Origin of the sequence: Shinella curvata, assembly GCF_022899935.1 — a bacterium.
Lineage (GTDB): Bacteria > Pseudomonadota > Alphaproteobacteria > Rhizobiales > Rhizobiaceae > Shinella > Shinella curvata.
This window is the reverse complement of the sequence record NZ_JALJCJ010000004.1, coordinates 493,613-518,246: the sequence shown is the minus strand read 5'-3', so window position 1 is coordinate 518,246 and position 24,634 is coordinate 493,613. Positions and strand designations below refer to the sequence as shown.

General features: G+C 64.5%; 23 protein-coding genes, 1 pseudogene and 1 riboswitch. Of the genes and pseudogenes, 5 read left to right on the top strand and 19 right to left on the bottom strand.

Translation table 11 applies throughout. From position 1 onward, the window contains the following. Window positions 1–28 precede the first annotated feature (28 nt). The 8 genes from phnC to phnG all read right to left on the bottom strand — a co-directional run bounded on the left by phnC (window position 29) and on the right by phnG (window position 6,220). A complete protein-coding gene (phnC, locus tag MUU55_RS17355) occupies window positions 29–877 on the bottom strand; it encodes a phosphonate ABC transporter ATP-binding protein (RefSeq protein WP_244761999.1) in 849 nt (282 codons plus the stop codon). Window positions 878–1,031: 154 nt separating this feature from the next. Next, window positions 1,032–1,646: a DapH/DapD/GlmU-related protein gene (locus MUU55_RS17350; RefSeq protein WP_244761998.1), complete on the bottom strand. Its 615-nt coding sequence runs from the start codon at window positions 1,644–1,646 to the stop codon at window positions 1,032–1,034. Beyond that, window positions 1,643–2,350 (bottom strand): phosphonate C-P lyase system protein PhnL, encoded by a 708-nt coding sequence (phnL, locus tag MUU55_RS17345; RefSeq protein ID WP_244761997.1) that lies wholly within the window; start codon window positions 2,348–2,350, stop codon window positions 1,643–1,645. The genes MUU55_RS17350 and phnL overlap by 4 nt, the downstream gene beginning before the upstream one ends. 2 nt (window positions 2,351–2,352) lie before the next feature. Then, entirely contained in the window at window positions 2,353–3,129 is a 777-nt protein-coding gene (gene phnK / locus MUU55_RS17340) for a phosphonate C-P lyase system protein PhnK (RefSeq protein ID WP_244761996.1), read from the bottom strand. Then, window positions 3,126–4,025 carry an alpha-D-ribose 1-methylphosphonate 5-phosphate C-P-lyase PhnJ gene (locus tag MUU55_RS17335; RefSeq protein ID WP_280518993.1) on the bottom strand — a complete coding sequence of 300 codons (900 nt, stop codon included), beginning with the start codon at window positions 4,023–4,025 and terminating at the stop codon, window positions 3,126–3,128. Before MUU55_RS17335 ends, phnK begins: the two co-directional genes overlap by 4 nt. Further along, window positions 4,022–5,128 (bottom strand): carbon-phosphorus lyase complex subunit, encoded by a 1,107-nt coding sequence (locus MUU55_RS17330; protein WP_244761995.1) that lies wholly within the window; start codon window positions 5,126–5,128, stop codon window positions 4,022–4,024. The genes MUU55_RS17335 and MUU55_RS17330 overlap by 4 nt, the downstream gene beginning before the upstream one ends. Before the next feature lie 4 nt (window positions 5,129–5,132). Next, window positions 5,133–5,741, bottom strand: coding sequence for a phosphonate C-P lyase system protein PhnH (gene phnH, locus MUU55_RS17325; protein WP_244761994.1), 609 nt, complete (start codon window positions 5,739–5,741; stop codon window positions 5,133–5,135). Further along, a complete protein-coding gene (gene phnG / locus MUU55_RS17320; protein ID WP_244761993.1) occupies window positions 5,741–6,220 on the bottom strand; it encodes a phosphonate C-P lyase system protein PhnG in 480 nt (159 codons plus the stop codon). Before phnG ends, phnH begins: the two co-directional genes overlap by 1 nt. A gap of 93 nt (window positions 6,221–6,313) precedes the next feature. Between phnG and phnF the strand changes: the two genes are divergently transcribed. Next, a complete protein-coding gene (gene phnF / locus MUU55_RS17315; RefSeq protein ID WP_244762171.1) occupies window positions 6,314–7,057 on the top strand; it encodes a phosphonate metabolism transcriptional regulator PhnF in 744 nt (247 codons plus the stop codon). On the opposite strand, the gene MUU55_RS17310 is transcribed toward phnF, so the two are convergent. The 6 genes from MUU55_RS17310 to MUU55_RS17285 form a co-directional block, all read right to left on the bottom strand. Further along, a complete protein-coding gene (locus MUU55_RS17310) occupies window positions 7,054–7,836 on the bottom strand; it encodes a class I SAM-dependent methyltransferase (protein ID WP_244761992.1) in 783 nt (260 codons plus the stop codon). The two genes, phnF and MUU55_RS17310, sit on opposite strands and share 4 nt — an antisense overlap. Beyond that, on the bottom strand, window positions 7,836–8,642 hold the full coding sequence (locus MUU55_RS17305; RefSeq protein WP_244761991.1) for an ABC transporter ATP-binding protein: 807 nt from the start codon (window positions 8,640–8,642) through the stop codon (window positions 7,836–7,838). Before MUU55_RS17305 ends, MUU55_RS17310 begins: the two co-directional genes overlap by 1 nt. Continuing rightward, entirely contained in the window at window positions 8,639–9,667 is a 1,029-nt protein-coding gene (locus tag MUU55_RS17300; RefSeq protein ID WP_244761990.1) for a FecCD family ABC transporter permease, read from the bottom strand. Before MUU55_RS17300 ends, MUU55_RS17305 begins: the two co-directional genes overlap by 4 nt. Further along, window positions 9,664–10,701 (bottom strand): ABC transporter substrate-binding protein, encoded by a 1,038-nt coding sequence (locus MUU55_RS17295; RefSeq protein WP_244761989.1) that lies wholly within the window; start codon window positions 10,699–10,701, stop codon window positions 9,664–9,666. The genes MUU55_RS17300 and MUU55_RS17295 overlap by 4 nt, the downstream gene beginning before the upstream one ends. Before the next feature lie 179 nt (window positions 10,702–10,880). Beyond that, window positions 10,881–11,113: riboswitch (cobalamin riboswitch) on the bottom strand. A gap of 36 nt (window positions 11,114–11,149) precedes the next feature. After that, window positions 11,150–12,004, bottom strand: coding sequence for a MurR/RpiR family transcriptional regulator (locus MUU55_RS17290; RefSeq protein WP_244761988.1), 855 nt, complete (start codon window positions 12,002–12,004; stop codon window positions 11,150–11,152). Window positions 12,005–12,071: 67 nt separating this feature from the next. Further along, on the bottom strand, window positions 12,072–13,064 hold the full coding sequence (locus tag MUU55_RS17285) for a polyamine ABC transporter substrate-binding protein (protein WP_244762170.1): 993 nt from the start codon (window positions 13,062–13,064) through the stop codon (window positions 12,072–12,074). 230 nt (window positions 13,065–13,294) lie between these two features. Here MUU55_RS17285 and MUU55_RS17280 point away from each other — a divergent pair, with 230 nt between their 5' ends. Genes MUU55_RS17280 through MUU55_RS17265 form a run of 4 tightly spaced genes read left to right on the top strand, consistent with a single transcriptional unit; the run spans window position 13,295 to window position 17,241 of the window. Continuing rightward, window positions 13,295–14,377, top strand: coding sequence for an ABC transporter ATP-binding protein (locus MUU55_RS17280; RefSeq protein WP_244761987.1), 1,083 nt, complete (start codon window positions 13,295–13,297; stop codon window positions 14,375–14,377). Between the two features lies 1 nt (window position 14,378). After that, entirely contained in the window at window positions 14,379–15,281 is a 903-nt protein-coding gene (locus MUU55_RS17275) for an ABC transporter permease (RefSeq protein WP_244761986.1), read from the top strand. Between the two features lie 11 nt (window positions 15,282–15,292). Further along, window positions 15,293–16,123: an ABC transporter permease gene (locus MUU55_RS17270; RefSeq protein WP_244761985.1), complete on the top strand. Its 831-nt coding sequence runs from the start codon at window positions 15,293–15,295 to the stop codon at window positions 16,121–16,123. A gap of 2 nt (window positions 16,124–16,125) precedes the next feature. Continuing rightward, on the top strand, window positions 16,126–17,241 hold the full coding sequence (locus MUU55_RS17265; RefSeq protein WP_244761984.1) for a DmpA family aminopeptidase: 1,116 nt from the start codon (window positions 16,126–16,128) through the stop codon (window positions 17,239–17,241). Between the two features lie 17 nt (window positions 17,242–17,258). Here the strand turns inward: MUU55_RS17265 and MUU55_RS17260 are convergent, their stop codons facing one another. The 5 genes and pseudogenes from MUU55_RS17260 to MUU55_RS17240 all read right to left on the bottom strand — a co-directional run bounded on the left by MUU55_RS17260 (window position 17,259) and on the right by MUU55_RS17240 (window position 24,607). Continuing rightward, entirely contained in the window at window positions 17,259–17,630 is a 372-nt protein-coding gene (locus MUU55_RS17260) for a hypothetical protein (RefSeq protein ID WP_244761983.1), read from the bottom strand. 59 nt (window positions 17,631–17,689) lie between these two features. Then, window positions 17,690–19,108, bottom strand: a pseudogene (locus tag MUU55_RS17255) (NAD(P)-dependent oxidoreductase); the annotation flags it as partial. Window positions 19,109–19,234: 126 nt separating this feature from the next. Beyond that, on the bottom strand, window positions 19,235–22,411 hold the full coding sequence (locus MUU55_RS17250; RefSeq protein ID WP_244761982.1) for an error-prone DNA polymerase: 3,177 nt from the start codon (window positions 22,409–22,411) through the stop codon (window positions 19,235–19,237). Next, the gene (locus tag MUU55_RS17245; RefSeq protein WP_244761981.1) at window positions 22,408–23,931 is read right to left on the bottom strand and encodes a DUF6504 family protein; all 1,524 of its coding nucleotides are present in this window, start codon (window positions 23,929–23,931) and stop codon (window positions 22,408–22,410) included. Before MUU55_RS17245 ends, MUU55_RS17250 begins: the two co-directional genes overlap by 4 nt. Further along, window positions 23,846–24,607: an ImuA family protein gene (locus MUU55_RS17240; protein ID WP_244761980.1), complete on the bottom strand. Its 762-nt coding sequence runs from the start codon at window positions 24,605–24,607 to the stop codon at window positions 23,846–23,848. Before MUU55_RS17240 ends, MUU55_RS17245 begins: the two co-directional genes overlap by 86 nt. Window positions 24,608–24,634 lie beyond the last annotated feature (27 nt).

The following is a 24,634-nucleotide window of genomic DNA, read 5'->3' as shown; positions in this document are numbered from 1 at the left end:
TTACGCGGGCCGTTCGATCCCGGCGGGGTTAAAGCCCGGCCAGTGCCAGCGGTGTCGGGCTGGCGGATTCCTTGATGTTGTCCTGGCGCGCCGGATTGCGGATCGCCGTGGACGTGAGGCTTTCATCGATCTCGGCGCCATCGGCGCCGGTGCCGTAAATCGTGCGCACGGCCTCGGCATCGAGCTCGCGCGCCGGACCGTCGAAGACGACGCGGCCGCCGGACATGCCGATGATGCGTTCGCAATAGGCGCGCGCCGTATCGAGCGTGTGCAGGTTGGTGACGACGGTGATGCCGTCGCGCTCGTTGATGTCACGCAGCGCGTCCATCACGATCTTGGCGTTGAGCGGATCGAGCGAGGCGATCGGCTCGTCGGCGAGCAGCATCTTCGGGTTCTGCATCAGCGCACGGGCGATTGCCACGCGCTGCTGCTGGCCGCCCGAAAGCGTGCCGGCCGGCTGCAGGGCCGTCTGCTCGATGCCGAGCCGCTCCAGAGCCGATATCGCCATGATGCGCTCTTCACGGGTGAAGAGATTGAGGATGCTCATGACCGTCGAGCGATGGTTCAGGCGGCCGAGCAGCACATTGGTCAGCACATCGAGGCGCGGCACCAGATTGAACTGCTGGAAGATCATCGCGCAATCGCGCTGCCAGTTGCGCAGCGCCGAACCACGCAACGACGACACCTCGACGTCGTTAAAATGGATCGTGCCTTCGCTCGGATCGGCGAGACGGTTGATCATGCGCAGCATGGTGGACTTACCGGCGCCCGAGCGGCCGATGACGCCGACCATCTGGCCCTGCGGAATGTCGAAGGTCACATTGTCGACCGCGACGCGCGTGCCGAAACGGCGGGTGACATTCTTCAGTCGGAACATGGCGGGATCCCTCTTCCTTAACTTGCGGCCCAGGGTCGGGTCCTGTCGTTTTCGGGACTGGCTCTAAACGCTGTTGATGAAGGGGCGATGTCAGTTCGATGTCGGAAAAATAACAGTCCACAGGCCTGATTTTCCGGTGTCGGAACGAGCTTTCTCACCCGTCGTGACGGGCGAGAAAGGCTTCTGCGTCAAGTTTGCGAAAGTCGTCCAAAGCCCCGCGCAGCCGGGTGTGATCCCAGTCCCACCAGGCGAGTTTTTCCATGCGTTCGGCGATGCTTCGCGGGAACCGCTCGCGGATGACCTTCGCCGCCACGCCGCCGACGATCATGTAGGGTTCGACGTCTTTTGTGACGACGGCGCCGGAACCTATGACAGCACCGTTGCCGATCGTGACACCCGGCAGGATGGTCGATCCATGACCGATCCAGACGTCGTGGCCGATGGTGACGCGATGCTCGCGCCGCCACGAGAAGAATTCGGCCTCGGGCTCCGCATCCGGCCAGTAATCGTTGGCGCGGTAGGTAAAGTGATGCAGCGTCGCACGCCACATCGGATGGTTCGTGGCGTTGATGCGCACGGACGCCGCGATATTGGCGAACTTGCCGATCGTTGCACACCAGACGGAACCGCCATTCATGATGTAGGAATAGTCGCCGATCTCGGCCTCGCTGACGCGGCAGTTCTCGTCGATTTCCGTATAGCGGCCGAGAACGGTATCGGAGACCACGGCCGTCGGGTGGATCAGCGGCGTTTCGGAGAGCTTGGTCATGCGGCGGACTTTCGCGGCGAGAAGGCGGAGACGTCGACGATGCGGTCGGCGACCTTTTCGCGCACATCCTCGTCGTGGAAGATGCCGAGAAGCGCGACGCCGGCCGCCTTCTTCTCCTCGATCATGCCGACAACGACCGCGCGGTTCTTCGCATCGAGCGAGGCCGTCGGCTCGTCGAGCAGCAGGATGCGGTGATCGGTGATGAAACCTCGGGCGATGTTGACGCGCTGCTGTTCGCCGCCGGAGAAGGTGGCGGGCGGCAATTGCCAGAGTTCGCGCGGCAGGTTGAGGCGGGCCAGCATCGCTTCCGCCGTCTCTCGCGCCTCGGCGGCATCGACACCGCGAGCGGTGAGCGGTTCGGCCACGACATCGACGGCCGCGACGCGCGGCACGGTGCGCAGGAACTGGCTGACATAACCGAGTGTCGCCCGGCGCACCGACAGGATGGTGCGCGGATCGGCGACCGCGAGGTCGAGCAGGCGACCGCCGTGCTCGATCAGGATCTGGCCGCTGTCGACGGCATAGTTGCCATAGACCATCTTGAGCAGCGAACTCTTGCCGATGCCGGACGGACCGCCCAGCACGACGCATTCGCCCGCCTTCACCGAGAAGGACACATTGGACATGACCGGCAGGCGGATGCCGTCGCGAAGGTGCATCGTAAAGCTCTTCGCAACTTCGGAAACAACGAGCGGAGTAGCCATGGTCACACCTGAAGGATCGAGGAAACAAGGAGCTGGGTATAGGCTTCGCGCGGGTCGTCGAGCACGCGGTCCGTCAGGCCCTGCTCGATGACGAGGCCATCCTTCATCACCATCATGCGGTGCGACAGGAGGCGCGCGACGGCAAGGTCGTGCGTGACGATGATCGCCGAAAGGCCGAGGTCCTGCACGAGGCCGCGCAAGAGATCGAGCAGGCGTGCCTGCACCGACACGTCAAGGCCGCCGGTCGGCTCGTCCATGAAGATCAGGCGCGGCGCGGTCACGAGGTTGCGGGCGATCTGCAGGCGCTGGCGCATGCCGCCGGAAAAGGCGCGCGGCTGGTCATCGATGCGGTCGGTGCTGATCTCGACCCGCCGCAGCCAGTCGCCGGCCGTCTCGCGGATCTTGCCATAGTGCCGGTCGCCGACGGCCATCAGCCGCTCGCCGACATTGGCGCCGGCGGAGACCGCCATGCGCAGGCCATCGGCCGGGTTCTGGTGCACGAAACCCCAGTCGGTGCGCATCAGGAAGCGGCGCTCCGCCTCGCTCATGCGGGAGAGTTCGCGCATCTCGCCGTCGCGCATACGGTACTCGACGGCACCCGATGTGGGCATCAGCCGGGTGGCGAGGCAATTGAGCAGCGTCGTCTTGCCGGAACCGGATTCGCCGACGATGGCCAGCACTTCACCGGGCCAGAGATCGAAAGAGACATTCTGGCAGCCGATGCGCGCGCCGTAGAATTTCGAGATGTCGCGGACTTTGAGAAGCGGCGTGTCGGTCATTCGGCAGCCTCCTTGTTATAGGCGAGATGACCACGGTGGCCGTGGGCGCAGCGGTCTTCGCAATGGTCGGTATCCGAGCAGACGAACATCCGCCCGCCCTTGTCGTCGAGCACCACTTCGTCGAGATAGACATTCTCCGCGCCGCACAGCGCGCAGGGCTTGTCGAAACTCTGGATCTCGAAGGGATGGTCCTCGAAATCGAGGCTGACGACTTCCGTATAGGGCGGCACCGCATAGATGCGCTTCTCGCGGCCGGCACCGAACAGCTGGAGCGCCTCCGACATGTGCATCTTCGGATTGTCGAATTTCGGCGTCGGCGACGGGTCCATTACATAGCGCCCCTCGACCTTCACCGGATAGGCATAGGTCGTGGCTATATGGCCGTTGCGGGCGATGTCCTCGTAGAGCTTGACATGCATGAGGCCGTATTCTTCCAGCGCATGCATCTTGCGCGTCTCGGTCTCGCGCGGTTCGAGGAAGCGCAGGGGTTCGGGGATCGGCACCTGATAGACCAGCGTCTGGCCTTCCGTCAGTTTCTCCTCGGGAATGCGGTGGCGCGTCTGGATGATCGTCGCCTCCCGCGTTTTGGTCGTCACCGCCACATTGGCGACCTTCTGGAAGAAGGCGCGGATGGAGACGGCATTGGTCGTATCATCCGCCCCCTGGTCGATGACCTTCAGCACGTCCTGCGGTCCGAGGATCGCCGCAGTGACCTGCACGCCGCCAGTGCCCCAGCCATAGGGCATCGGCATTTCGCGCGAGGCGAAGGGCACCTGATAGCCGGGGATCGCGATCGCTTTCAGGATTGCGCGGCGGATCATGCGTTTCGTCTGTTCGTCGAGATAGGCAAAATTATAGGTCGCCAATTCTGCGCTGCTCATGTCTGCCGTACTCATTCTGCGGCCTCCGGAAGATCGGTGTCGGTGTTTTGAGCGGCCTCGTATTCGCGGCGCATGCGGCGCACGAGGTCGAGTTCGGCCTGGAAGTCCACGTAATGCGGAAGCTTCAGATGCTCGACGAAGCCGGTCGCCTGCACGTTGTCGGAATGGGAGATGACGAATTCCTCATCCTGCGCCGGTGCCACGATGTCCTCGCCGAACTCCTCCGCCCGCAGTGCCCGGTCGACCAGCGACATGGCCATGGCCTTGCGCTCGCTCTGGCCAAAGACGAGACCGTAACCGCGGGTGAACTGCGGTGGGTTCTTCGCCGAGCCCTTGAACTGCGCGATCATCTGGCATTCGGTGATCTGGACGCGGCCGAGCGAGACGGCAAAGCCGAGTTCCGGCATATCCAGCTCCACCTCGACCTCGCCGATGCGCACTTCGCCGACGAAGGGATGGGTGCGGGCGTAACCGCGCTGCGTGGAATAACCGAGCGCCAACAGAAAGCCTTCGTCGCCACGGGCGAGCGCTTGCAGGCGCAGGTCGCGGGCCATCGGGAATTCCAGCGGCTCGCGGGTGATATCGCCGGCGACATGGCCGTCCGGCATGTCGCCGTCATCCTCGACCAGGCCTTCGCCGGCCAGAATGTCGGAGACGCGCATGACCGGCTCACTGGCCTCGTCGCGTTCCAGCGGCGTATCCACCGCTTCATCGTTCAGAAGCGAGGGATCGAGCAGACGGTGTGTATAGTCGAAGGTCGGGCCAAGCAGCTGACCGCCGGGCAGATCCTTGTAGGTCGCCGAGACACGGCGCTCGACGAGCATGGCCCCCGTCTCCACCGGCCTGGAATAGCCGAAGCGCGGCAGCGTCGTGCGGTAGGCGCGCAGAATGAAGATCGCCTCGATCATGTCGCCCCGCGCCTGCCGGACGGCGAGGGCCGCAAGCGAACGATCGTAGAGCGAGGCTTCCGCCATCACGCGATCGACGGCAAGCCCGAGCTGGGCGACGATCTGCTCGATGCCGATGGCCGGCAGCGAACGGTCGCCACGGCGGCGATCAGCCAGAAGGCGGTGGGCGTTGGAGATGGCGGCTTCGCCACCCTTGACGGCAACGTACATGGACTTACGCCTCCTTCACGCTGATGACGGTGGTGCGCGGCAGGCAGATGATCTTGTCGCCGGCAACGAGGATCAGATCGACGCCGCGCGGAAACTTCTGGCGGTTCTCCGCCCAGAACTGCGGGAACATGTCGGGCAGACCGACGGGCGCGATCTCCTCCTGCGTGCGGATGCCCGGCCCCTTCAGGACGAGCGGCCGGCCGCCTTCGAAGGCTTCGATCTCGACGACCAGCGTCGTGGACAGGTCCGGATATTCCTGCGTGCCCTGCGCGAAGAGGCAGAAATTCGGCAGCATCGCGCCCTTTTCGATGAAGGCGAAGCGGGCGTTCTGGCGCTCATCCGCCAGCACCGCGCCGGCATTGAAGGCGAGCCAGCCGGGCAAGGCTGAGGCGGCAAGCGCCGGCGTCAGCCAGACGGTGGTGTCGTGGTCGCAGAGCGTCAGCGCGATGGCACCGGCAGCCGGCGTCAGCGGCTTGGGCGGCGTGACGGTCGCGGCGATAGCGCCGATCGTGCCCGGACGAGCCATGCAGTCCATCAGCGTGCGGAAGACGGCCTGGGCCTGAAAGACCGGCTCCTGAAAACCGCCGGAAAAGGCGAGCGTATCCAAAGTCATCAGTCCTCTCCGCGAACCATGGTGAAGAAATCGACGCGGGTGGCCGCCGTCTGGCGGGCCTTCGCGGCATCCTCGTCGGCAACGCGCGCCGCGATGGCATTGAGCAATGCGTCCACCTCGGCCCTGTGCGCCGGCTGCTGGAAGAGCGCGTCGAAAATCGCCGAAAGCCGGGCCTTGGCACCGTCCGTGCCGAGCGCCTGCCCGTGACCGACCGTGCCATCCGCAAGACGGATGCTGGCGCGGCTCACCGTCGCCTCGCCGAGATTGAACGGCGCACCGCCGCCGCCGATCCGGCCGCGCACCATGACGAGACCTGTCTCTGGACCGCGCACCGGCTGCACGACCGGCTTTTCCGCCAGCGCGTCGAATGCCGCTTGCAATTCCGCCCGGCTCGCCTTCGCAAGCAGGCCCATCGCCCTCTGCCGGTCCGCCGTCGCACCTTTCGCGGCGGCCTCGGCTATTTTCTCAACTGATGCCATTGCCTCATCTCCAAATGTCTATTAATCTAGACAACCGAACATCTAAGTCTTGTCTTAATCGGCCGGAATGACAAGGGTGTGACAAAGGGTGAAATCGCGGGGGCGAAAATGGTGGAACGGCAATCGGGCGTGGCCCTCTGGCGGCAGATCGCCGACCGCATGCGCCTTGCGATCAACAACGGCGATTTCGACGAAACCGGTATGATGCCGCCGGAAATGACGCTTGCCGCCCGCTTCGGCGTGAACCGCCACACGGTACGCAGCGCCATGGCGGCCCTTGCGGAAGAAGGCATCGTGCGCCCCATCCAGGGCATCGGCACCCGCATCGAGCGGCGCGACCGGCTGCGCTTTCCGATTTCGAAACGCACGCGCTTTTCGCAGGGCCTCGGCAATCAGGCACGCGATATCGAAGGGAAGATGCTGGAGGCGGCAACAGAGGTTGCGCCGTCGATCGTCGCGGAAGCCCTGGGACTGCCTATCGGCACGCTCTGTGTGCGGATGGAAACCGTCAACAGCGCCGACAAGCGCCCGATCTCGCGTGCAACGCATTATTTCCCGGCGGAGCGTTTCGGCGAGATGGGAACGATCTACGATCGGACGCGCTCCGTCACTTCAGCCTTCCGGGAGCTTGGCGTCGCCGACTATGTGCGCCGCTCGACGGAAATCTCGGCCATCCATGCCGAGGGCGACGATATCCGGCACCTGAAGCTTTCGCCCGGCGCGATCATTCTCGTCACGACGGCCGTCAACACTGACCTTTCAGGAACGCCGATCCAGTTTTCCCGCACCCGCTTTGCCGCCGACCGCGTGAAGTTGACGGTGGAAACTGATGTCTAGTCCGGCTTGCGGCAGCAGAGGATGAAACGGCGATAAAGCAGCGTTCGCAGCTTGTTGCGCAGATCCGTCGTCCGCCTTTGTGCCCTGGCGATAGGCGCATGGGAGCCGATCGTCATATCGCGGAAACCGGCCGCGTCCAGCAGAGGCAGCACGCGCTCAACCGTCAACCCATCGCCAAAGGGCAGCCGCTGCATGATGCTGGAATGCCGGTCACTCATCGCACCGTCATAATGCGGGTCGGTTCCGATGAACCGGTCGAGCACGGCGATGGCACGGCTTGCCAACCGGCCGAGCCGCGTCGGGGCGGCCCAGTCGCCGTCGAAGAACAGCAGCGTGCCACCAGGCTTCAGCATGCGGTGCCATTCCGCAAAAGCCTGATCGGGCGTCGTCAGCGTCCATACGAGATGGCGGCAGACGATGGCATCGTAGCTTTCGTCCGGCTCCATCGGATTTTCCGCATCGGCGAGCAGGAAGCGGAGGCCCTTGGCCCCCGCGTGCTTCTTGCGCGCTACCGACAGCATTTCCTCGGAAAAATCGAGCGCGGTCACGTCATGACCAAGCGACAAGAGCAGGCGCGTCACCTCCCCCGTGCCGCAGGCCAATTCCAGCACGCGGCGCGGCTCCGGCCCGAGACGCTCACGGATCGCCGCCGCCCACGCGTCGAATTCCGGGCCTTCGGGAATGCGGTGACCGAAGGCGAGATCGAAGGTTTGCGAGCGGCGGGACCAGTAGTCCCGGATATCTTCCTTGAGGTGATCGTTGGAAAGCGTGCCGTGCATCACTTGCCCTCGCTGGCGACGAGTTTCAGCCGCGGCGGCCGCGGTTCCGGGCGACGATAGCGGATGAAGCAGCCGCCGGTGCTGTCGCGCTCCACATCCACGGTGACGCCAAAAACCTCCAGCAGACGCTGCGGCTCCAGCACCTTGGCCGGCGTGCCCAGCGCCACGATGCGACCGCCTTGCATGACGGCAATGCGGTCGCAGAACATGGCGGCGTGGTTGAGATCGTGCAGGGCCGCAACGACGGTCAGATCTTGCTCGCGCACCAGCTGGAGCAGGCTGATCTGGTGGCCGATATCGAGATGGTTGGTCGGCTCGTCGAGTAGCAGGATCGGCGATTGCTGAGCCAGAGCACGGGCGATGTGCAGCCGCTGCCGCTCGCCGCCGGAGAGCGTGTGCCACAGCCGATCGGCAAAATGCGCCATGTCGACCTCCTCCAGCGCCCGGTCGACGATGGCGTCGTCAGCCCGCGACCAGGGCGTGAGCGCGCCCAGATGCGGCGTGCGGCCAAGTTCGACGGCCTGGCGCGCGGTGATGCGCTCGGTGGTTTCCGCCTGCTGTTCGACAAAGGCGATGCGCCGGGCAATGGCTTGCCGGCCATGATCCGAAAGCGGTCTGCCGTCGAGCAGGACGGCACCGGCCTGCGGTTTGCGGATGCCGGACATCAGCGACATCAGGCTCGTCTTGCCAGAGCCGTTCGGGCCGATAATGCCGAGAAATTCACCGGGGCGCACATCGAGCGAGACATCCCGCAGGATCGTCGCGCCGCCGGCCGACCAGTGCAGGTTTTGGGCAGACAGCGTCACAGGGCAGACCTCCTCTGGCTGAGGATGAGCGCGAAGGCCGGCGCGCCGAACAGCGCCGTGATGACGCCGATAGGCAGGACCTGGCCGGGAATGATGACACGCGACAGCACGTCGGCCGCAATCATGAAGATGGCGCCGATCAGCGCCGATGCGGGCAGAAGCAGGCCGTGGCGCACGCCGACGACCATGCGCGCGGCATGCGGAATGACGAGACCGACGAAGCCGATCGAGCCGACGATCGAGACCATGGTCGCCGTCATCAGCGCGGAAATCGCAATCAGCACGACATAGACCCGGCGCACGGGAATGCCGAGCGAGGCCGCCGATTCCGTGCCGAAGGTGAAGGCATCGAGCGCGCGGGCATGCCAAAGGCAGACGAGAAGCCCGAGGATCGCCACCGGCAGCGCCAGCCAGACATCCGGCCAGCGCACGCCGGAGAGATTGCCGAGCAACCAGAACATAATGCCGCGCGCCTGTTCGGCACTTGCCGCCTTGGTGACGATGAAGGAGGTCAGCGCATTGAAGAGCTGCGAGCCTGCGATGCCGGCCAGGATGATCGCGCTCGTGCCGCGGCCTGCCCGCAAGGCGAGCGCGCTGACAAGACCGAAGGCGACGAGCGCGCCGAGGAAGGCGCCGGCCGGCAGCGTCAGGGCGCCGGCCCCGATGCCGAGGATCGCCACGCTGACGGCGCCGGTCGAGGCGCCGGCGGAAATGCCGAGGATGTAGGGATCGGCCAGCGCATTGCGCAGCAGCGATTGCAGGATGACGCCGCAGAGCGCGAGCGCCGAACCACAGCAGGCCGCGACCATCGCCCGGCTCAGCCGGTAGTTCCAGATGATGCCCTCGTCGATCGGCTCCAGCGGGTAACCGGCCTGCCAGAGGCGGTTCGCCACGGTCTTGGCGACCACGTCGAGCGGGATCGCCGTCTCGCCGACCGCGGCGCCGACGCCGAGCGCAAACAGCAAGAGGAGGAGCGCCGCGAAAGCGGCGCCCGTCCGGAGCAGAATGGGGCGATCGGAGATCACTTGGCGAGACCAGCCTTTTCAATGGCGTCGGCCAGAAGCTCGATGCCTTCGATGGTGCGGATCGTCGGGTTCATCGCCTGGGCGTCCATGTCGAAGACATGGTTGTTCTTCACCGCCGGCATGAGGCTCGCGACCGGGTCGGTCTTCAGGAAGTCGAGCTTGGCTTCGAGGCTATCGAGCGGATAGCGGCGGCGCTCCATCGAACCGGCGACGATCATCGTCGGTGCTGCCTTGGCGATGGTTTCCCAACCGACCGTCGGCCATTCGTCATCGGTCTTGATGATATTTTCGATGCCGAGCGCCGACATGATGTAGCCCGGCGCCCCGTTCTTGCCGGCAACATAGGGATCGGCATCGGCAGCGCTGGAGAACCAGAAGACGGCGGAAAGCTTGTCCTTCGCGGCGGCGACCTTGGCGCGGGCAGCCTCCTCGCGCGCCTTCAGCGCAGCAACGACTTCCTCGCCCTTGTCCTGAATATCGTAGATCTGCGCCATCTCGCGGATCTCCTGATAGACCAGCTCCATGGTGAAGACCTGATGGCGCACGCCGTCGCTGGCCGCATTGTTCTCCTTGCCGACGCAATCCGCCGGCGAGGTGTAGACGGGAATACCGAGCTCCTCGAACTGCTCGGGCTTGGCGACGACGCCTTCCGGGCCGACCTGCCACTGGAACTGCACCATGACGATGTCAGGCTTCTTGGCCAGCACGCTTTCGAAGCTCGGCTCGTTGTCGGCCAGGCGGTCGATCTTGGCGTTGACGTCCTCATAGCCCTTGAGAACCGGGCCGACCCAAAGTGCCGTGCCCACCACCTTGTCGGCGAGGCCGAGCATGTAGAGGATTTCGGTCGAGCTCTGGCCAATCGAGACGGTCTTCGTCGGCGCTTTCTGGAAGGTGACCGGGCGGCCGCAATTCTGCAGCGTCAGCGGGTATTGCGTCGCGGCGGCCTGGGCCGCACCGGAAGCGATAAGGGTCACCGCGCCGGCAACGGCGGAAACGAGGGATGCGGCGCGCAGGGCCGCGGAAAACAGGGTCATGGATTTCTCCCGGAGAGTGAAGGCGTGCGGGCTCAGCCGATGAACCACGAAGGGCGCACCGAATGCGGTCGGGAGAAAACGAATGGTGGTCTGCCGCAGGCGGCAGGCTGGCTCGTCATGGCGTCTCCTGTTCCGGGCTTCCCCGCCCGTGACTTGGATTCTCGAGTGCAGGACAAACAGCACTCTCGGCTCTGACGGCAGGTCTCCTGGCTCACGGATATCTGCTGCCTGTCTGCCTTCCCGCGCAAAATGCGCAGTGGCATGACGCTAGAATGCGCCACGAGGACAGGCGGCAATCCGCCTACAGTTGCGGGGGCAGCCACGGCTTCGGTCCCTGTTGGGTCGTCCGCACCGTGTTCCCTATTAATCCCCTGGGAGTCATCCTTCGGGGAGCCGTCGCGCCATCCTTAGTCCGCCCCATTCGACGGCGTCAAGGTGACGGCGACAATCAGCTTTCGAAATCCCCGAAGACGTCCTGAAGCTGCGTCAATCGGTCGACGCGTTCGCTCACCGCGTCGCCCATCTCGACGATGACATTGCTGAGCATGAGATCCATGACCGCCGTCATGGTCGCGGCACCATCCCACAGCGGTCCATGCGAGCCGGGCACGATGAGGCAGATATCGGAAACTTCAGGCCCCCAGGGGCAGAATTCATCGGTCAGCAGCACGACCTTCACGCCCGCCCGCCGCGCCTCCAGCGCCAGCGGCCGGGCCTTGGCGGCAAAGCGGCGCACGTCGTGCAGGAAGAGCAGCCGACCCTCGACGGAGCCGTCGAGCACTTCGGCATAGGTGCCGTTCACACCATCGACGAACTGCACGCGCGGGCGGGTATAGGAGAGCTGGCTTGCAAAATACTGCGCAATGCCGCGCACGTTCTGATAAGCCGCGACATAGACCTCGGTCGCGCCGATCAGCGCGTCGATCGTCTGCTGCCATTCCGGCGCGGTGGTAATGGCGTAGATCTCGCCGAGATTGTCGATCTGCTGCTGGATGAGGCCGGCGAGCAGCTTGCCATCCTTGCGGTCCTGCTCAAGCCGGCCGACCTGGCCCTTGACCTGCCAGGCGGGATTGGAACTGCTGCGGCGCAGCTCGCTCTTCAGCTCGTCGAGCCCATCGAAACCCATGCGGCGCAGGTAGCGGCCGATGGTCATGGGCGAAAGCTCAAGACGCTGCGCGATCGACCGTGCCGTCTCGAAGGGCAGCTCGGCGATGTTGCGCTCGATGTAATGAGCGATCAGCTTGTCGGATTTGGACCGCCTGAGGTCGTCGGACTGAACGAGCTTCAGAATGCGTTTCGACACGTCGCCCCTCTCTTCGAAATCCCGCCCGTCCAAAGACGGGCGGGTATCAACCGCACTCACACCGGACTCATTGCGCCGTCTTGACCCGCGTCCAGACACGGTCCACCTGACGCAGGGCCGGGCCCAGATCCTCGAATATCTGGAGACGCGCCATCGTCTCGGCCGGCGGGTTGATTTCCTTGCTATTCTTGATCTTTTCCGGGGTCAATTCCCGTGCCGGCACGTTGGCGGTGCCGTTGGTCTGCTGCGTGACGTTGAGAGCGACGATTTCCGGACGCGTATAGAACTGGAGGAACTTGATCGCATTGTCCTTGTTCGGCGCGCTCTTCAGCACGCAGATGTCCTCCTGATACATAGTCGCCCCCTCCTCGGGGATCACGTAGCCCAGGTCTTTCTCATTGGCGAAGATATCCACCATCGCGCCGACGAAGGCATGACCGGCGGCAACGTCGCCCGCCTGCACCATCGGCCGCTCGTCATAGGTGAAGGCCGCCACATCCGGCTTCATGGCGATGATCGTGTCGGCCGCCTGCTGCAGCTCGGCCGGATCCGTCGAGTTGATCTTGTGGCCGTTCAGAATAAGGCCGACCGCCAGCACTTCACGCATGTCATCGAGCAGGGTGAACTTCAGGCCCTTTGCCTTCACCGTCTCGATCAGGTCCTTCCAACCCGTGATATCCTTGCCGATGATCTTGCGGTTGTACATGATACCGACCGAGCCCCAGGCATAGGGCAGGCAATATGCGCCGTCCGGATCGCTTTTCGCGCGCAGGAAGGCGGGATCAATATTCTTGAAGCCTTCATACTGGTTGATGTCGGTCTTCTCCAGAAGGTCGAGCTTGGCCATGATGTCCTGCATGTGCACGGACGGGAAGACGATGTCATAGCCCGTGGCGCCGCCCTGGATCTTGGCCAGCATTTCCTCGTTGGAGGAATAGGTCGAGAGGTTGACCTTGATCGAGGTCTCCTCTTCGAACTTCTTCAAAACTTCCGGATTGATGTATTCGCCCCAGTTGTAGACGTTGAGTTCCGCGGCGCTGGCCATGCCCGTCGTGGCCATGAGCACGGCGAGCGAAAAAGCGGCGCGGCGAAAGCCGGACAGACCGGCATCATGCGATTTCGGCATAAAATACTCTCCTCTGATGGTTCGGCCCGTCGTGGCCCCGGCGCTTTCCTTTGCGCCGCATTTCCCGTCCCGGCTTCTTTCGGCCGTTGACTTGGATGAACAAATGGTATCCAAATATCTAAATCGCACAAGCGTTATTTTAATAACATTAATGGGGAACGACGATGCGAGATTCCATAGTCCGCCTGGAAAAGGCGGCGAAGGCCTTTGCCACGCCGGAGGGACAGACCGTGACGGCGCTCGACGCGATCGATCTCGACGTCAGCCGAAACGAATTCCTGACGCTGCTTGGGCCGTCCGGCTGCGGCAAGACCACCCTGCTCCAGGCGATCAGCGGCTTCGTCCAGCTCGATGGCGGCCACATTCTGATCGACGGCGAGGACATGACCGACCGGCCGCCCTACCGCCGCCCGGTCAACACGGTGTTCCAGAACTATGCGCTCTTCCCGCATATGACGGTGGGCGAAAACACCGGCTATGCGCTTGAAGTCGCCGGTGTCGCGAAAGCCGAGCGCACGAAGCGCGTCGGCGACGCGCTGCGCATGGTCGGGCTCGAGGGCATGGAGGGCCGCAAGCCCCGTCAGCTCTCCGGCGGCCAGCAGCAGCGCGTGGCGCTCGCCCGCGCCATCATCGCCCGGCCGAAGCTGCTGCTACTCGACGAACCGCTGTCGGCGCTCGACAAGAATCTGCGCCAGTCCATGCAGATCGAGCTGAAGACGCTGCAGCACGAGCTCGGCATCTCCTTCATCTTCGTGACGCACGACCAGCAGGAGGCGCTGACAATGTCGGACCGCGTCGCCGTGCTCTCGGGCGGCCGCATCCAGCAGCTCGACACGCCGCGCGCCATCTACGACCAGCCGAAGAACAGTTTCGTCGCCACCTTCGTCGGCGCCAGCAATCTCTTCGAGGGCGAGGCCGGCAGCGGGCAGCTCGTCACCAAGGACGGCCTATCCATTTCCCATGGCCGGCAGGGTGCAACGGGCGCGGCAACCGCGCTCATCCGCCCCGAACAATTCTTCATCGCTCAATCCGGCGACAGCGCGCCGGGCCTCGACGTCGATCTCGAACAGATCGTCTTCGTCGGCTCGACCTTCGAGCTGTTCGGCCGGACAGTGACCGGCCGGCGCGTCATCGCGGAAATCCCCGCCATGCGGCGCAGCCTCGTCGGCGAAATCGAGCAGTCGCGCCGCGCGCGCCTCGCCTATGATCCTGCCGCCGTGCACCTCCTTCCGGCGGAGGCGGCCTGACATGACGTCGATTGCCTTTCGCCGCCGCGCCCAGCTGGCCGTCCTGCTCGGACCCGTCTCGCTGTTCCTGGCGGTCTTCTTCCTCGGCCCGCTCGCCATCATGATCGTGACGAGCTTCCTCGCGCCCGGCCTTTACGGCGGGGTGGAATGGACCTGGTATCCGCACAATTACGGCCGCATCCTCGGCTTCGCCGACCCCATGTTCGAGGATTTCGACCCGATCTACATCGCGATCTTCCTGCGCTCGCTGAAGATCGCGGCGATGACCGTCCTGGCGACACTCCTCGTCTGTTACCCGGCCGCCTTCTGCATCAGCCGGCTCTCCGACCGCTGGAAGAATTTCTGCCTCTTCCTGATCACGCTGCCTTTCTTCACCAGCCTGATCGTGCGGCTGTTCATCTGGGTGCTCATCCTGCGCCCGACCGGCCTCGCCAACGAAGTGCTCATCGGCACCGGTATCGTCAGCCGACCGCTCGACCTCATCTATACCGACGGCGCGATCATTCTCGGCATGGTCTATGTCTTCATTCCGTTCATGTTCATGCCGGTCTATGCCAGCGTCGAGAAACTCGACTGGACGCTGGTGCGCGCCTCGCTCGATCTCGGCGCCGGGCCGATCCGCACCTTCCTGCGCATCATCCTGCCGCTGACGGCGCCGGGCATTGCCGGCGGCGCGGTCATCGTCTTCATTCCCGCGCTCGGCAATTTCGTCGTGCCGGCCATTCTCGGCGGCGCGAAGGTCATGATGCTGGGCAATCTCATCGAGCAGCAGTTCCTCGCCGCGCGCAACTGGCCCTTCGGCTCGGCGCTCGCCATGATGGTGATGACCGTCATGCTGGTGCTGCTCTTCATCCACGTCGTCGTTTCCGGCCGTCGCGGCTTCGACCCCGCGACCGGACATTGAGGAGAGCGGCCATGAAGATTTTCGCCACGCTGGCCCGCGGCAGCCTGATCGCCTATACCGCGCTGTTCTTCGCCTTCATCTACATCCCGCTCGCGCTGATCGCCGTCTATTCGTTCAATGCGAACCCGGTCAACATGATGACCTGGACCGGCTTCACCACCGAATGGTACGCTCAGGTCCTCGGCTTCAAGACGAAGATTTCGGAAAACGCGCTCTATCTGGAATCGACGAGCCAACTCGTCGAGGCGCTCTGGAACAGCCTGATCATCGCAACCTCCACCACGGCGATCGCCACCGTGCTCGGCACGGCAATCGCGATCGCCGTCTACCGTTTCGACTTCTTCGGACGGCGCTTCTACCGCACCATCATGTTCATGCCGATGCTGATGCCCGATATAGTGCTCGGCATCGCGCTCCTGATCTTCTTCGTCAATTCCGGCATCAATCTCGGCCTGAAGACGATCATCATCGGCCAGTGCACCTTTCTGATCTCCTATGTCTTCATCGTCGTCTCGGCACGGCTCGCCGGCATGGATCGCACGCTGGAGCATGCCTCCGCCGATCTCGGCGCCAACGAATGGACGACCTTCCGCAAGGTGGTGTTCCCTCAGCTGCTGCCCGGCGTCGTCGGCGGCGCGCTGCTGGCCTTCATCATTTCGATGGACGACCTCGTCATCACCTATTTCATCGCCGGCGTCGATGTCACGACGCTGCCGATGTTCATCTTCGCCATGCTCCGGCGCGGCATCAAGCCGGAGATCAACGCCATCGCCGTGATGATGCTGACCTTCTCCTTCGTCATCGCCTCGCTTGGCCTCTACCTTCGTTCCCGGCAGAAATGATCATGACCCAGACGACCAAACCCCGCGCCCGCGCGCTCGGCCTGCCTTTCACCGGCCGCACCGGCCCGCTCAATGCCATCACCGATGTCGACGGCATTGCCGTCGGCTTCCAGACCATCCGCGAGGAAACCCCGCGCCCCGGCCGCAAACTGCCGGTGCGCACCGGCGTCACCGCCATCCTGCCGCACAGCGAAAGCGAAACGCCCGTGCCCGTCTATGCCGGCCTGCACCGGTTCAACGGCAATGGCGAGATGACCGGCACGCACTGGATCGAGGACGGCGGCACCTTCCTCGGCCCGGTCATGATCACCAACACCCATGGCGTCGGCATCACCCATCACGCGACGATCCGCTGGATGCTGGAGCGCTATCCCTCGACCTACGACATCGGCGATTTCCTCTGGCTGATGCCGGTGATTGCCGAGACCTATGACGGAGCCTTGAGCGACATCAACGGCATGCCGGTGACGGAAGCCGACGCCCGAGCGGCGCTGGAAAATCTCTCGCGTGGCCCCGTCTCCGAGGGCAATTGCGGCGGCGGCACGGGCATGATCACCTACGGCTTCAAGGGCGGCACAGGCACGTCCTCCCGCGTCGTCTCCTATGGCGACAGGGATTATACGATCGGCACGCTCGTGCAGGCCAATCATGGCCAGCGCGACTGGCTGACGGTCTGCGGCGTACCCGTCGGCAAACACCTCACGGACAATACCCCACAGAGCCAGTTGAAGGAGCGTGGCTCGATCATCGTGGTCATCGCGACCGACTTACCGATGGCACCGCACCAGCTGAAACGCCTCGCCCGCCGCGCCTCGATCGGCATCGGCCGCAACGGCACGCCCGGCGGCAACAATTCCGGCGATATCTTCCTCGCCTTTTCCACCGCCAATCCACGGCCCATGGCACACCGCGCCCCGGCCCGGCTCAACATCGAGATGGTCAATGACGAATATCTCGACCCCGTCTATGCGGCGGCAGTCGATAGTGTGGAGGAAGCCGTGGTCAACGCCATGCTGGCAGCGGAAAGCGCCGGCGGCACACCGCACGACCGCCTGCGCGTCGATGCCATCGATCACGAAGCGCTGATGGCCGTCATGCAGCAGTATGGCCGGCGCTAACGCGCCGGCTTTTCAGATCAGTTCGCAGTACCGCCAGGCGTGACCTTCTGGCTATCGCCGTCGGTCCCGGATTGCTGCGTCGGAGAACGGTCGGTCGGCACCGCTTCGCCGCCGCCGGGCACGCTGTTGTCGATCGTGTCCTGCGCCGGCTCGCCGCTGGTGGTGGACGAGGTCTGCGTCGCATCGACAGGCGCGGAAGGATCGATGCGTTCGCCGAAGATTTCCACCGCGCCCCAGGCGATAAGGGCGAGCGCAAGGCTGATGCCGAGCACTTTCAACACCGGCCTGCCAGGGCCGCCCTGCCGGGTCTCGCGGGCGGAATAATCCTTGCGGACGGGATCATGCGTGAGGGTGATCGGATCGCCGCGTTCGTCTTGCTGATGGGTCATGGCGGACACTCCCTGAATTTCATCTCAGGAGCAAAACTTACGGGCAGGACGAAAGTTCCTCAGGCCTCCGCCGGCCCGTCCAGCCCCAGCGCTTCGAGAAGCCGGCGCTGGCGCAGCAGGAGATGGGTCAGCGAGGCGACGTCGCCATGCGCCGGCTGGTGCGTCATACCCTCGTCCACCGCCTCGACGATCGCCTCGAACGTATCGGCGATCTCGCGTGAAATGCCGTTGAGCTCGGCAAAACGTGGATCGACCGCCGCCGCCGCAAGTGTTGCCGTCGTCACGCGGCCGATGCCATGCGGCACTTTCGCCCCGGCATCGACATAGCCTTCGGGAAGATCGCCCTTCCGGTTCGTCACCCGCCGGAAATGGATGACATCGATGATCTGGTCCACCGCCTGGCAGGCGCCGGCAACCCGCGAGGGATGGTCCGTATCGGCCGCCGCATGGGGCAGCAGTTCAAGCCTGTCCGGATGGCGCTCGGCGAGTTTGAGATAGGGTAGCATCGGGCCGCTTAGAGCGCCGCTCGTCGCGTTCCTGAAGAGATCGGCATCGATGGCCGCATGGCGCACCTGCCCCGAGGCCAGCGCTCGGTCGAGGGCCGCTGTATCCACCACCTCGCCGCGATCGTAGTTCACGATGACGGCGCCACGGTTCATCGCCACCATCACCGCCTCGCCGACCATACCAGCATTGGCATGGATCCGCGTCTCCTCGTCCAGCCGGCCAAGACCGACATGGACGGAAAGCACATCCGCCCCGTCGGCCGCCTCCACCGGCGAGGCCGCATAGCCAAACCCCTCGGCCTCGATCCATTGCCGATGCTTCGGTCGGGCATAAATCGTCACGAACATCCCGAAAGCCCGGGCGAGCCGGGCCACCTCACGGCCGATATTGCCATAGCCGAGCACCGCCATGCGACGCCCCTCGAGCTTGGCGGTCGGGAAGGATTTGAGGTCACGGCCGGTGTCGAAATCACCCGTTACCACGCGCGCATGCAGCTGCGCGACCGGCAGGTCCGGCATCACCTTCAGGATCGCCTTCATAACCATCTGCGCCGTGGCGCGGCTGTTGATGCCGGGCGTGTTCATCAAGGGGGCATCACCACCCTCGCCATTGCCGCCGCCCCAGGAGGCCGAGCCCATATTGCCGGTGCCGGCACCGATACGCACGCCGCCGAGCGGAAAAATCGCCTGTTTGGGAATGAAGGTCGCCGCCGCGATCAGTGAGTCATAACGCCCGTCCGCCGTCTGGGCGATGATCTCGGCCTCGGCGCTCAGATCCGGCTGGTAGAAGAAATGCAGGCCCGGCGGCAGGGGCTCGCGCTGATAGACGCCCTCATGAAAGGTGCCGCCCTTCGCCTCGATATGCGCGCGCACCTCGCCGGGATCGGGATTACCATCCGCATCGAAGCGCAGTCCGACGAGATCGGCGATCAGGATTTTATAGGCGCGCTGCGGGTCGTCCAGCCGTCCGTCCGAAGCTGTGAGTTCTTCCTGCATGGCGCCCTCCCTCGCTACCATTTTCGTAGGCGAGTTTTGCAGGTGGGGCAAGGCGAGACGCAGGCCTTGAAGACGTGCGAATCACTGCCGCCGCCGACAGGATCAATGGAAATCGCGGGACTTGACGCGGATCGCCTCCACCTGACCCGCATCATTTCCAGCGGCGGCGCCGCGCCGGCCGATCGTGGCGAAATCGGCGGACAAATCGGTGAGGTGCTGCACGACAAGATGCACCACCTCCCCTTCCCGTTGGATATAGCCTTTCACGCCGATCATCGGCGCGCCCATCACGATGGGGCGATAGGCGAGGAAGACCTTGCGCCAGACGACGAGGTTGGCGATTCCCGTCTCGTCCTCGATGGTCACGAAGATGACGCCCTTGGCCGAACCCGGCTGCTGGCGCACCAGCACGATGCCCGCCGTCTCGACCTTTTGCCTGTCGCGCAGCCGGATCGCTTCCGCGCAGGGGAGGATGCGCCGCCGCTGCAGGCTTTCGCGCAGGAAACTGACCGGATGGGCCCGGAGCGTCAGGCCGACATGGCCATAATCCTTCACCACCTCGCCGCCCACCGCCATCGGGCGCAGCGCCACGGCCGGCTCGGTGATTTCCGGGACGGTCGCCGCCTCGCGCTCGGCAGCGGCAATGAAGAGCGGCAGCGGCTCGTCGCGCAGGCCGCGGATCGCCCAGAGCGCTTCACGGCGAGACAGGCCGAGCGAGGGGAGAAAGGCGTCCGCCTCTGCCAGCCGGACCAGGACCTCGGCCGAGAGCCCCGAACGGCGCCAGAAATCGTCGATCGAGACGAACGGCTCCTCTTCCCGTTCGGCGAGAAACCGACCGGCCTCCTTGTTGTTGAGCCCCTTCACCAGCCGCAGCCCGAGCCGCACGGCAAAACGCCCCGCCACGTCCGTCGGCTCCAGCGTGCAGTCCCATCGGCTCTTGTGGATGCAGACAGGCCGCACCTCCACCCCATGCTCCCGCGCATCGCGCACGATCTGCGCCGGCGCGTAGAACCCCATCGGCTGGGAATTGAGCAGGGCCGCGCAGAAGACATCCGGGTGATGGCATTTCACATAGGACGAGGCATAGGCGACGATGGCGAAGCTGTAGGCATGGCTTTCCGGGAAACCGTAGGAGCCGAAGCCCTCAAGCTGTTTACACATGCGTTGGGCAAATTCGCGCGGATGCTTGTGCTTAACCATGCCTTCGATCAATTCCTCGCGAAACTTGTCGACCCCACCGGTCTGCTTGAAGGTCGCCATGGCACGGCGCAACTCATCCGCCCTGCCGGGAGTAAAGCCCGCGCATTCGATGGCCACCTGCATGGCCTGCTCCTGGAACAGGGGCACACCCAGCGTCCGCTCCAGAACCTTGCGAAAAGCCGGGCTGGGATAATCAACCTTCTCAAGTTTTTGCCGGCGCCTCAGATACGGATGCACCATGTCACCCTGGATCGGGCCTGGCCGGACGATCGCCACCTGGATGACGATATCGTAAAACTCCTGCGGCCTGAGACGCGGCAGCATGGACATTTGTGCGCGGCTCTCGATCTGGAATGTGCCAAGCGTGTCGGCCTTCGAGATCATCTCATAAGTCGGCTTATCTTTTTGCGGAATGGTCGCTAGCGTATAGTTCAAGCCCTTGTGCTCTTTCAGAAAATCGAAAGCGCGACGCATGCAGGTGAGCATGCCGAGCGCCAGCACGTCGACCTTCATGAATTTCAAATATTCGATATCGTCCTTGTCCCATTCGATCACTTGCCGTTTGTCCATGCTGGCAGGCTCGACGGGCACCAGATCGTCCAGCCGGTCGCGCGTCAGTACGAAGCCACCCGGATGCTGGGAGAGATGGCGAGGGGCGTTGATCAATTGTCGAGCAAGATCGAACAGCAGTTTTATTCGCCGATCATCCACATTCAGGCCGGCCGATCCGGTATAGGTTTGCGGCACGTCATTCGACCAACCCCACACTTGCGAGGATAGGGCTTTTAAGACATCTTCCGGCATACCGAGCGCCCGACCGACATCGCGCATCGCCGCACGCGAGCGATAGCGAATGACGGTCGCGCAGAGCGCGGAGCGCTGCGTTCCATACGTCTCATATATCCACTGGATCACCTCCTCTCGGCGCTCGTGCTCAAAATCCACATCGATGTCGGGCGGCTCGCCGCGTTGCTCGGAGACGAAACGCTCGAAAAGCAGGCCGTTCACCGTCGGTTCGATGGAGGTGATGCCGAGGACGAAGCAGACCGCGCTGTTGGCTGCCGAACCCCGGCCCTGACAAAGGATCGGGATAGGAAGTGAGCGTGCATGGCGCACGATGGCGTTCACCGTGAGAAAATAGGGCGCATATTTCATCTTGCGGATCAGCTCCAACTCGTGAAGGAGCTTTTTGCACACCATGTCCGGAATGCCCTCTGGATAGAACACCGCCGCTCCCTCCCAGGTATATTTCTCCAACGCCTCCTGCGGGGTCAGCTCGGTATATTCCCGTTCCTCCGGATATTGATATTCCAGCTCATCCAGCGAAAACCGGCAGCGTTCCACGATATCGAGCGTGCGGGCAAGGGCCTCCGGGTAACGCGCGAACAGGCGGTGCATTTCTTTTGGCGGCTTGAGGTAGCGGTCGGCGTGGCGTTCGCGCAGGAAGCCGGCATTGTCGATGACGACGTTGTGATGGATACAGGTGACGATGTCCTGCAGCATGCGACGGGCCGGTTCGTGGTAGAGCACATCGTTGGTGACGACCGTGGGCACGCGATACTGCGCAGCGAGGTTGGAGAGGTCGAAGAGGCGCAGCTGGTCGTTCGGCCGACGGCGGAGCGTCAGGGCGAGGTAGCAACGGTCCGCAAACGCCTCCGAGAGGCGGCGCAGGTTGAAGGCGGCGGTGTCATCGGCCTCGTCGGGCACCAGCACGGCAAGCAGGCCTTCGTTCCATTCGACGACATCCGACCAGTCGAGATGGCATTTTCCCTTGCCGGCTTTTTTCTTGCCGATGGTGAGCAAGCGGCAAAGCCGGGCATAGGCATCGCGGTCGGTCGGATAGACGAGCAGCGACGTGCCATCGACAAGATCCAGCCGGCAGCCGACGACGAGGCGAACGCCGTTTTCCTTCGCCGCGCGATAGGCCTGCACGACGCCGGCCAAACTGTTGCGGTCGACGACGGCCATGGCTTCAATGCCGAGCGCACTCGCCTGGGCAAACAGCTCCGCGCAACTGCTCGCCCCGCGCAGGAACGAGAAATGCGAGGTGACCTGGAGTTCGGCGTAGCGCGGCGTCATGCGAAAATTCCGTGCAGGAACCAGCGACCCGCGCCGGTGATGATCTGCTGCTCCTCGCCCGAGCGGAACAGCCAGAAGCGCTCGCCCTCGGCGTCCTCCACCTGGAAATAGTCGCGCACGGCGGAAAGCTCGGCGTCGCGCTTCCACCACTCGCCGAAGATGCGCTCGGGACCATCCGCCCGCTGCACGCGCCGGCGCACGCCACGCCAGATGAAGAAGGCGGGCGGATGGTCGGGCAGCAGCGCCATGACCTCGATCGGCTCCGGGCGGGCGAGAAGCCGCGCCGGGCGCGGCCAGCGGCCCGGCCAGGTCATGCCGTCATCCGGAGCGAGTGGAGGGATGCGCTGGATGGAGCGCTCCGGCACATCGCTTTCGACCGGCGCCAGGCGATAGAGCCGGCGGGCGCCGATGCGGTTGGCGATGACATCGACGAGGCCGGCAAGATCGGCCTGCGCCTCTTCGATCAGCGAGGAGGCCTTCTGCTGCAGAACAAGCGGTTCGGCAAGCGTCGCGGTCAGATCCATGATCTCGATGCCGAAACCCGGGTCGATTGTCTCTATACGATCGCAGAGCAGCCGCACGAGACGCTTTTCATCGCGCACCGCCCGTGCCGTACCGATGCGGATTGCCTGTCGTGAATTGTCGACGCGATGGAAGAGAAGGTCGAGCCGGCGCGCGCCGAGACTGCGCTTTTCGAGCGCCTTGCAGAGATCGCCGACGAGGGCGGCCGTGTAACGTCCGATGGTTTCGGGGGCACCGATGGGCTCGCCAAAAACTTTTCGCACGCTGACGTGTTCGGGAGCACGCAGCGGATCGACGGGCTCGTGGACCATGCCCAGCAACTGGTCCATCCGGCGGCCGATGAGCGTGCCGAAACGCAGGACCAGAGGCGCGCGCGGCACGGCCAGCACCTCGCCGATCGTGGCAAAGCCTAGCACATGCAGGCCTGTCACGGTTTCCGGCGGAATCCGGAGGCCGAAGATGGGCAGTGGCGCCACGACCTTGCCGGCCGCGCCCGGCGGAACGATACAGACGGGCGCGGCCAGGAAACGGGCGGCGGCATGGGCCGCTCCCCACGTATCGGCCACCGCCGCGCGGGCGAAAATGCCGGACGCCCCGAGCCGGTTGACGAGACCGGTCAGCATACGCTCCTCGCCGCCATGCAAGTGGTCCGCGCCGGTCGTGTCGATGACGAGGCCATCCGGTGGATCGGGCGCGACGACGGGCGCATAATGCTGCAAGGCCCAGAGTGCGAGGCGCTCCAGCGCTGCGGAATCGGCCATGGGATCGGCAGGCATGGTGAGCACGTCGGGCACCAGCGCATGAGCCTTGGTGAGCGGCATGCCGACGCGCAGGCCGGCTTGCTCGGCCACGCGGCTGACCGCCGTGAGGATCCGGCGCGCGCCCTCGCGCCCGACGAGAACAAGGCGCTGATCAGGCGCTGGCGCCGAAGGACCAAGGGACCGTCGCAGGCGATCGATCGGCCAGCCGGGAAGAAAAAGCGATACGACCCTCGGCATCGGTAGCCTCCACGTCAAATTCGGCCGCGGCGCCGGACCGGCAGCGAGTCAGTTCCAGCAGCCATCGCGCCCGGCCGACCCCAGGAACGGGAAGGGGCGAGGACGGCGCGGCGGAAACCCGCCAGCGCGTTACGGCAGCCGTCGGCTGATCAAAGGTTGCCGCTTCCTTCAGGTGCCGGAAGCGCCGAAGGGCAAGGCCGAGCGTGCCGCCGGCTTCCGCCGCCAACTGCAGGCGCCGCGAAGCGGTCATTGACAGACGGGCGACCTCCGCCACCACGGCACCGAGCCCGCCATGGCGCAACCCCTCTTCGAAACAGAGGAGCAGGCTCTTTTCATCGCCCGCCTCCACATAGATGACGCGGCCAGGAGCGAGCCCCGCCTGCGCCAGCGCCGGCGCGAAGAGGTCCGGCTGCGTTAGGCACCAGAGCACCTGCCCCTTGGTACGCGCAGCGATGCCGGCGGCAAAGAGCATGGCGGCCGCGCCCGCCACGGCATCGTTGCCACCGCCGCAGACCTCGTGCAGGCTGGCAAGCGCCAACCCACTACCCGGCAGGCGCTCATCGATCTCGGGCACACCGAAGGGCATTACCACCCGGTCGCGCGCCGCGCGGCCGTCGAACTGCCGGATGCGGTCGCGCAGATCGGCGACAACGGCACTGGCGGCGAAGGCGGACATTGGACGGGCGGCTCCTTGATGAGGACA

Excerpts from the sequence above, each read along its gene's own strand:
- phnC (WP_244761999.1), bottom strand. The coding sequence starts at position 877 with ATGTTCCGACTGAAGAATGTCACCCGCCGTTTCGGCACGCGCGTCGCG.
- MUU55_RS17350 (WP_244761998.1), bottom strand. The coding sequence starts at position 1,646 with ATGACCAAGCTCTCCGAAACGCCGCTGATCCACCCGACGGCCGTGGTC.
- phnL (WP_244761997.1), bottom strand. The coding sequence starts at position 2,350 with ATGGCTACTCCGCTCGTTGTTTCCGAAGTTGCGAAGAGCTTTACGATG.
- phnK (WP_244761996.1), bottom strand. The coding sequence starts at position 3,129 with ATGACCGACACGCCGCTTCTCAAAGTCCGCGACATCTCGAAATTCTAC.
- MUU55_RS17335 (WP_280518993.1), bottom strand. The coding sequence starts at position 4,025 with ATGAGTACGGCAGACATGAGCAGCGCAGAATTGGCGACCTATAATTTT.
- MUU55_RS17330 (WP_244761995.1), bottom strand. The coding sequence starts at position 5,128 with ATGTACGTTGCCGTCAAGGGTGGCGAAGCCGCCATCTCCAACGCCCAC.
- phnH (WP_244761994.1), bottom strand. The coding sequence starts at position 5,741 with ATGACTTTGGATACGCTCGCCTTTTCCGGCGGTTTTCAGGAGCCGGTC.
- phnG (WP_244761993.1), bottom strand. The coding sequence starts at position 6,220 with ATGGCATCAGTTGAGAAAATAGCCGAGGCCGCCGCGAAAGGTGCGACG.
- MUU55_RS17310 (WP_244761992.1), bottom strand. The coding sequence starts at position 7,836 with ATGCACGGCACGCTTTCCAACGATCACCTCAAGGAAGATATCCGGGAC.
- MUU55_RS17295 (WP_244761989.1), bottom strand. The coding sequence starts at position 10,701 with ATGACCCTGTTTTCCGCGGCCCTGCGCGCCGCATCCCTCGTTTCCGCC.
- MUU55_RS17285 (WP_244762170.1), bottom strand. The coding sequence starts at position 13,064 with ATGGCCACGACGGGCATGGCCAGCGCCGCGGAACTCAACGTCTACAAC.
- MUU55_RS17280 (WP_244761987.1), top strand. The coding sequence starts at position 13,295 with ATGCGAGATTCCATAGTCCGCCTGGAAAAGGCGGCGAAGGCCTTTGCC.
- MUU55_RS17275 (WP_244761986.1), top strand. The coding sequence starts at position 14,379 with ATGACGTCGATTGCCTTTCGCCGCCGCGCCCAGCTGGCCGTCCTGCTC.
- MUU55_RS17270 (WP_244761985.1), top strand. The coding sequence starts at position 15,293 with ATGAAGATTTTCGCCACGCTGGCCCGCGGCAGCCTGATCGCCTATACC.
- MUU55_RS17265 (WP_244761984.1), top strand. The coding sequence starts at position 16,126 with ATGACCCAGACGACCAAACCCCGCGCCCGCGCGCTCGGCCTGCCTTTC.
- MUU55_RS17260 (WP_244761983.1), bottom strand. The coding sequence starts at position 17,630 with ATGACCCATCAGCAAGACGAACGCGGCGATCCGATCACCCTCACGCAT.
- MUU55_RS17250 (WP_244761982.1), bottom strand. The coding sequence starts at position 22,411 with ATGACGCCGCGCTACGCCGAACTCCAGGTCACCTCGCATTTCTCGTTC.
- MUU55_RS17245 (WP_244761981.1), bottom strand. The coding sequence starts at position 23,931 with ATGCCGAGGGTCGTATCGCTTTTTCTTCCCGGCTGGCCGATCGATCGC.
- MUU55_RS17240 (WP_244761980.1), bottom strand. The coding sequence starts at position 24,607 with ATGTCCGCCTTCGCCGCCAGTGCCGTTGTCGCCGATCTGCGCGACCGC.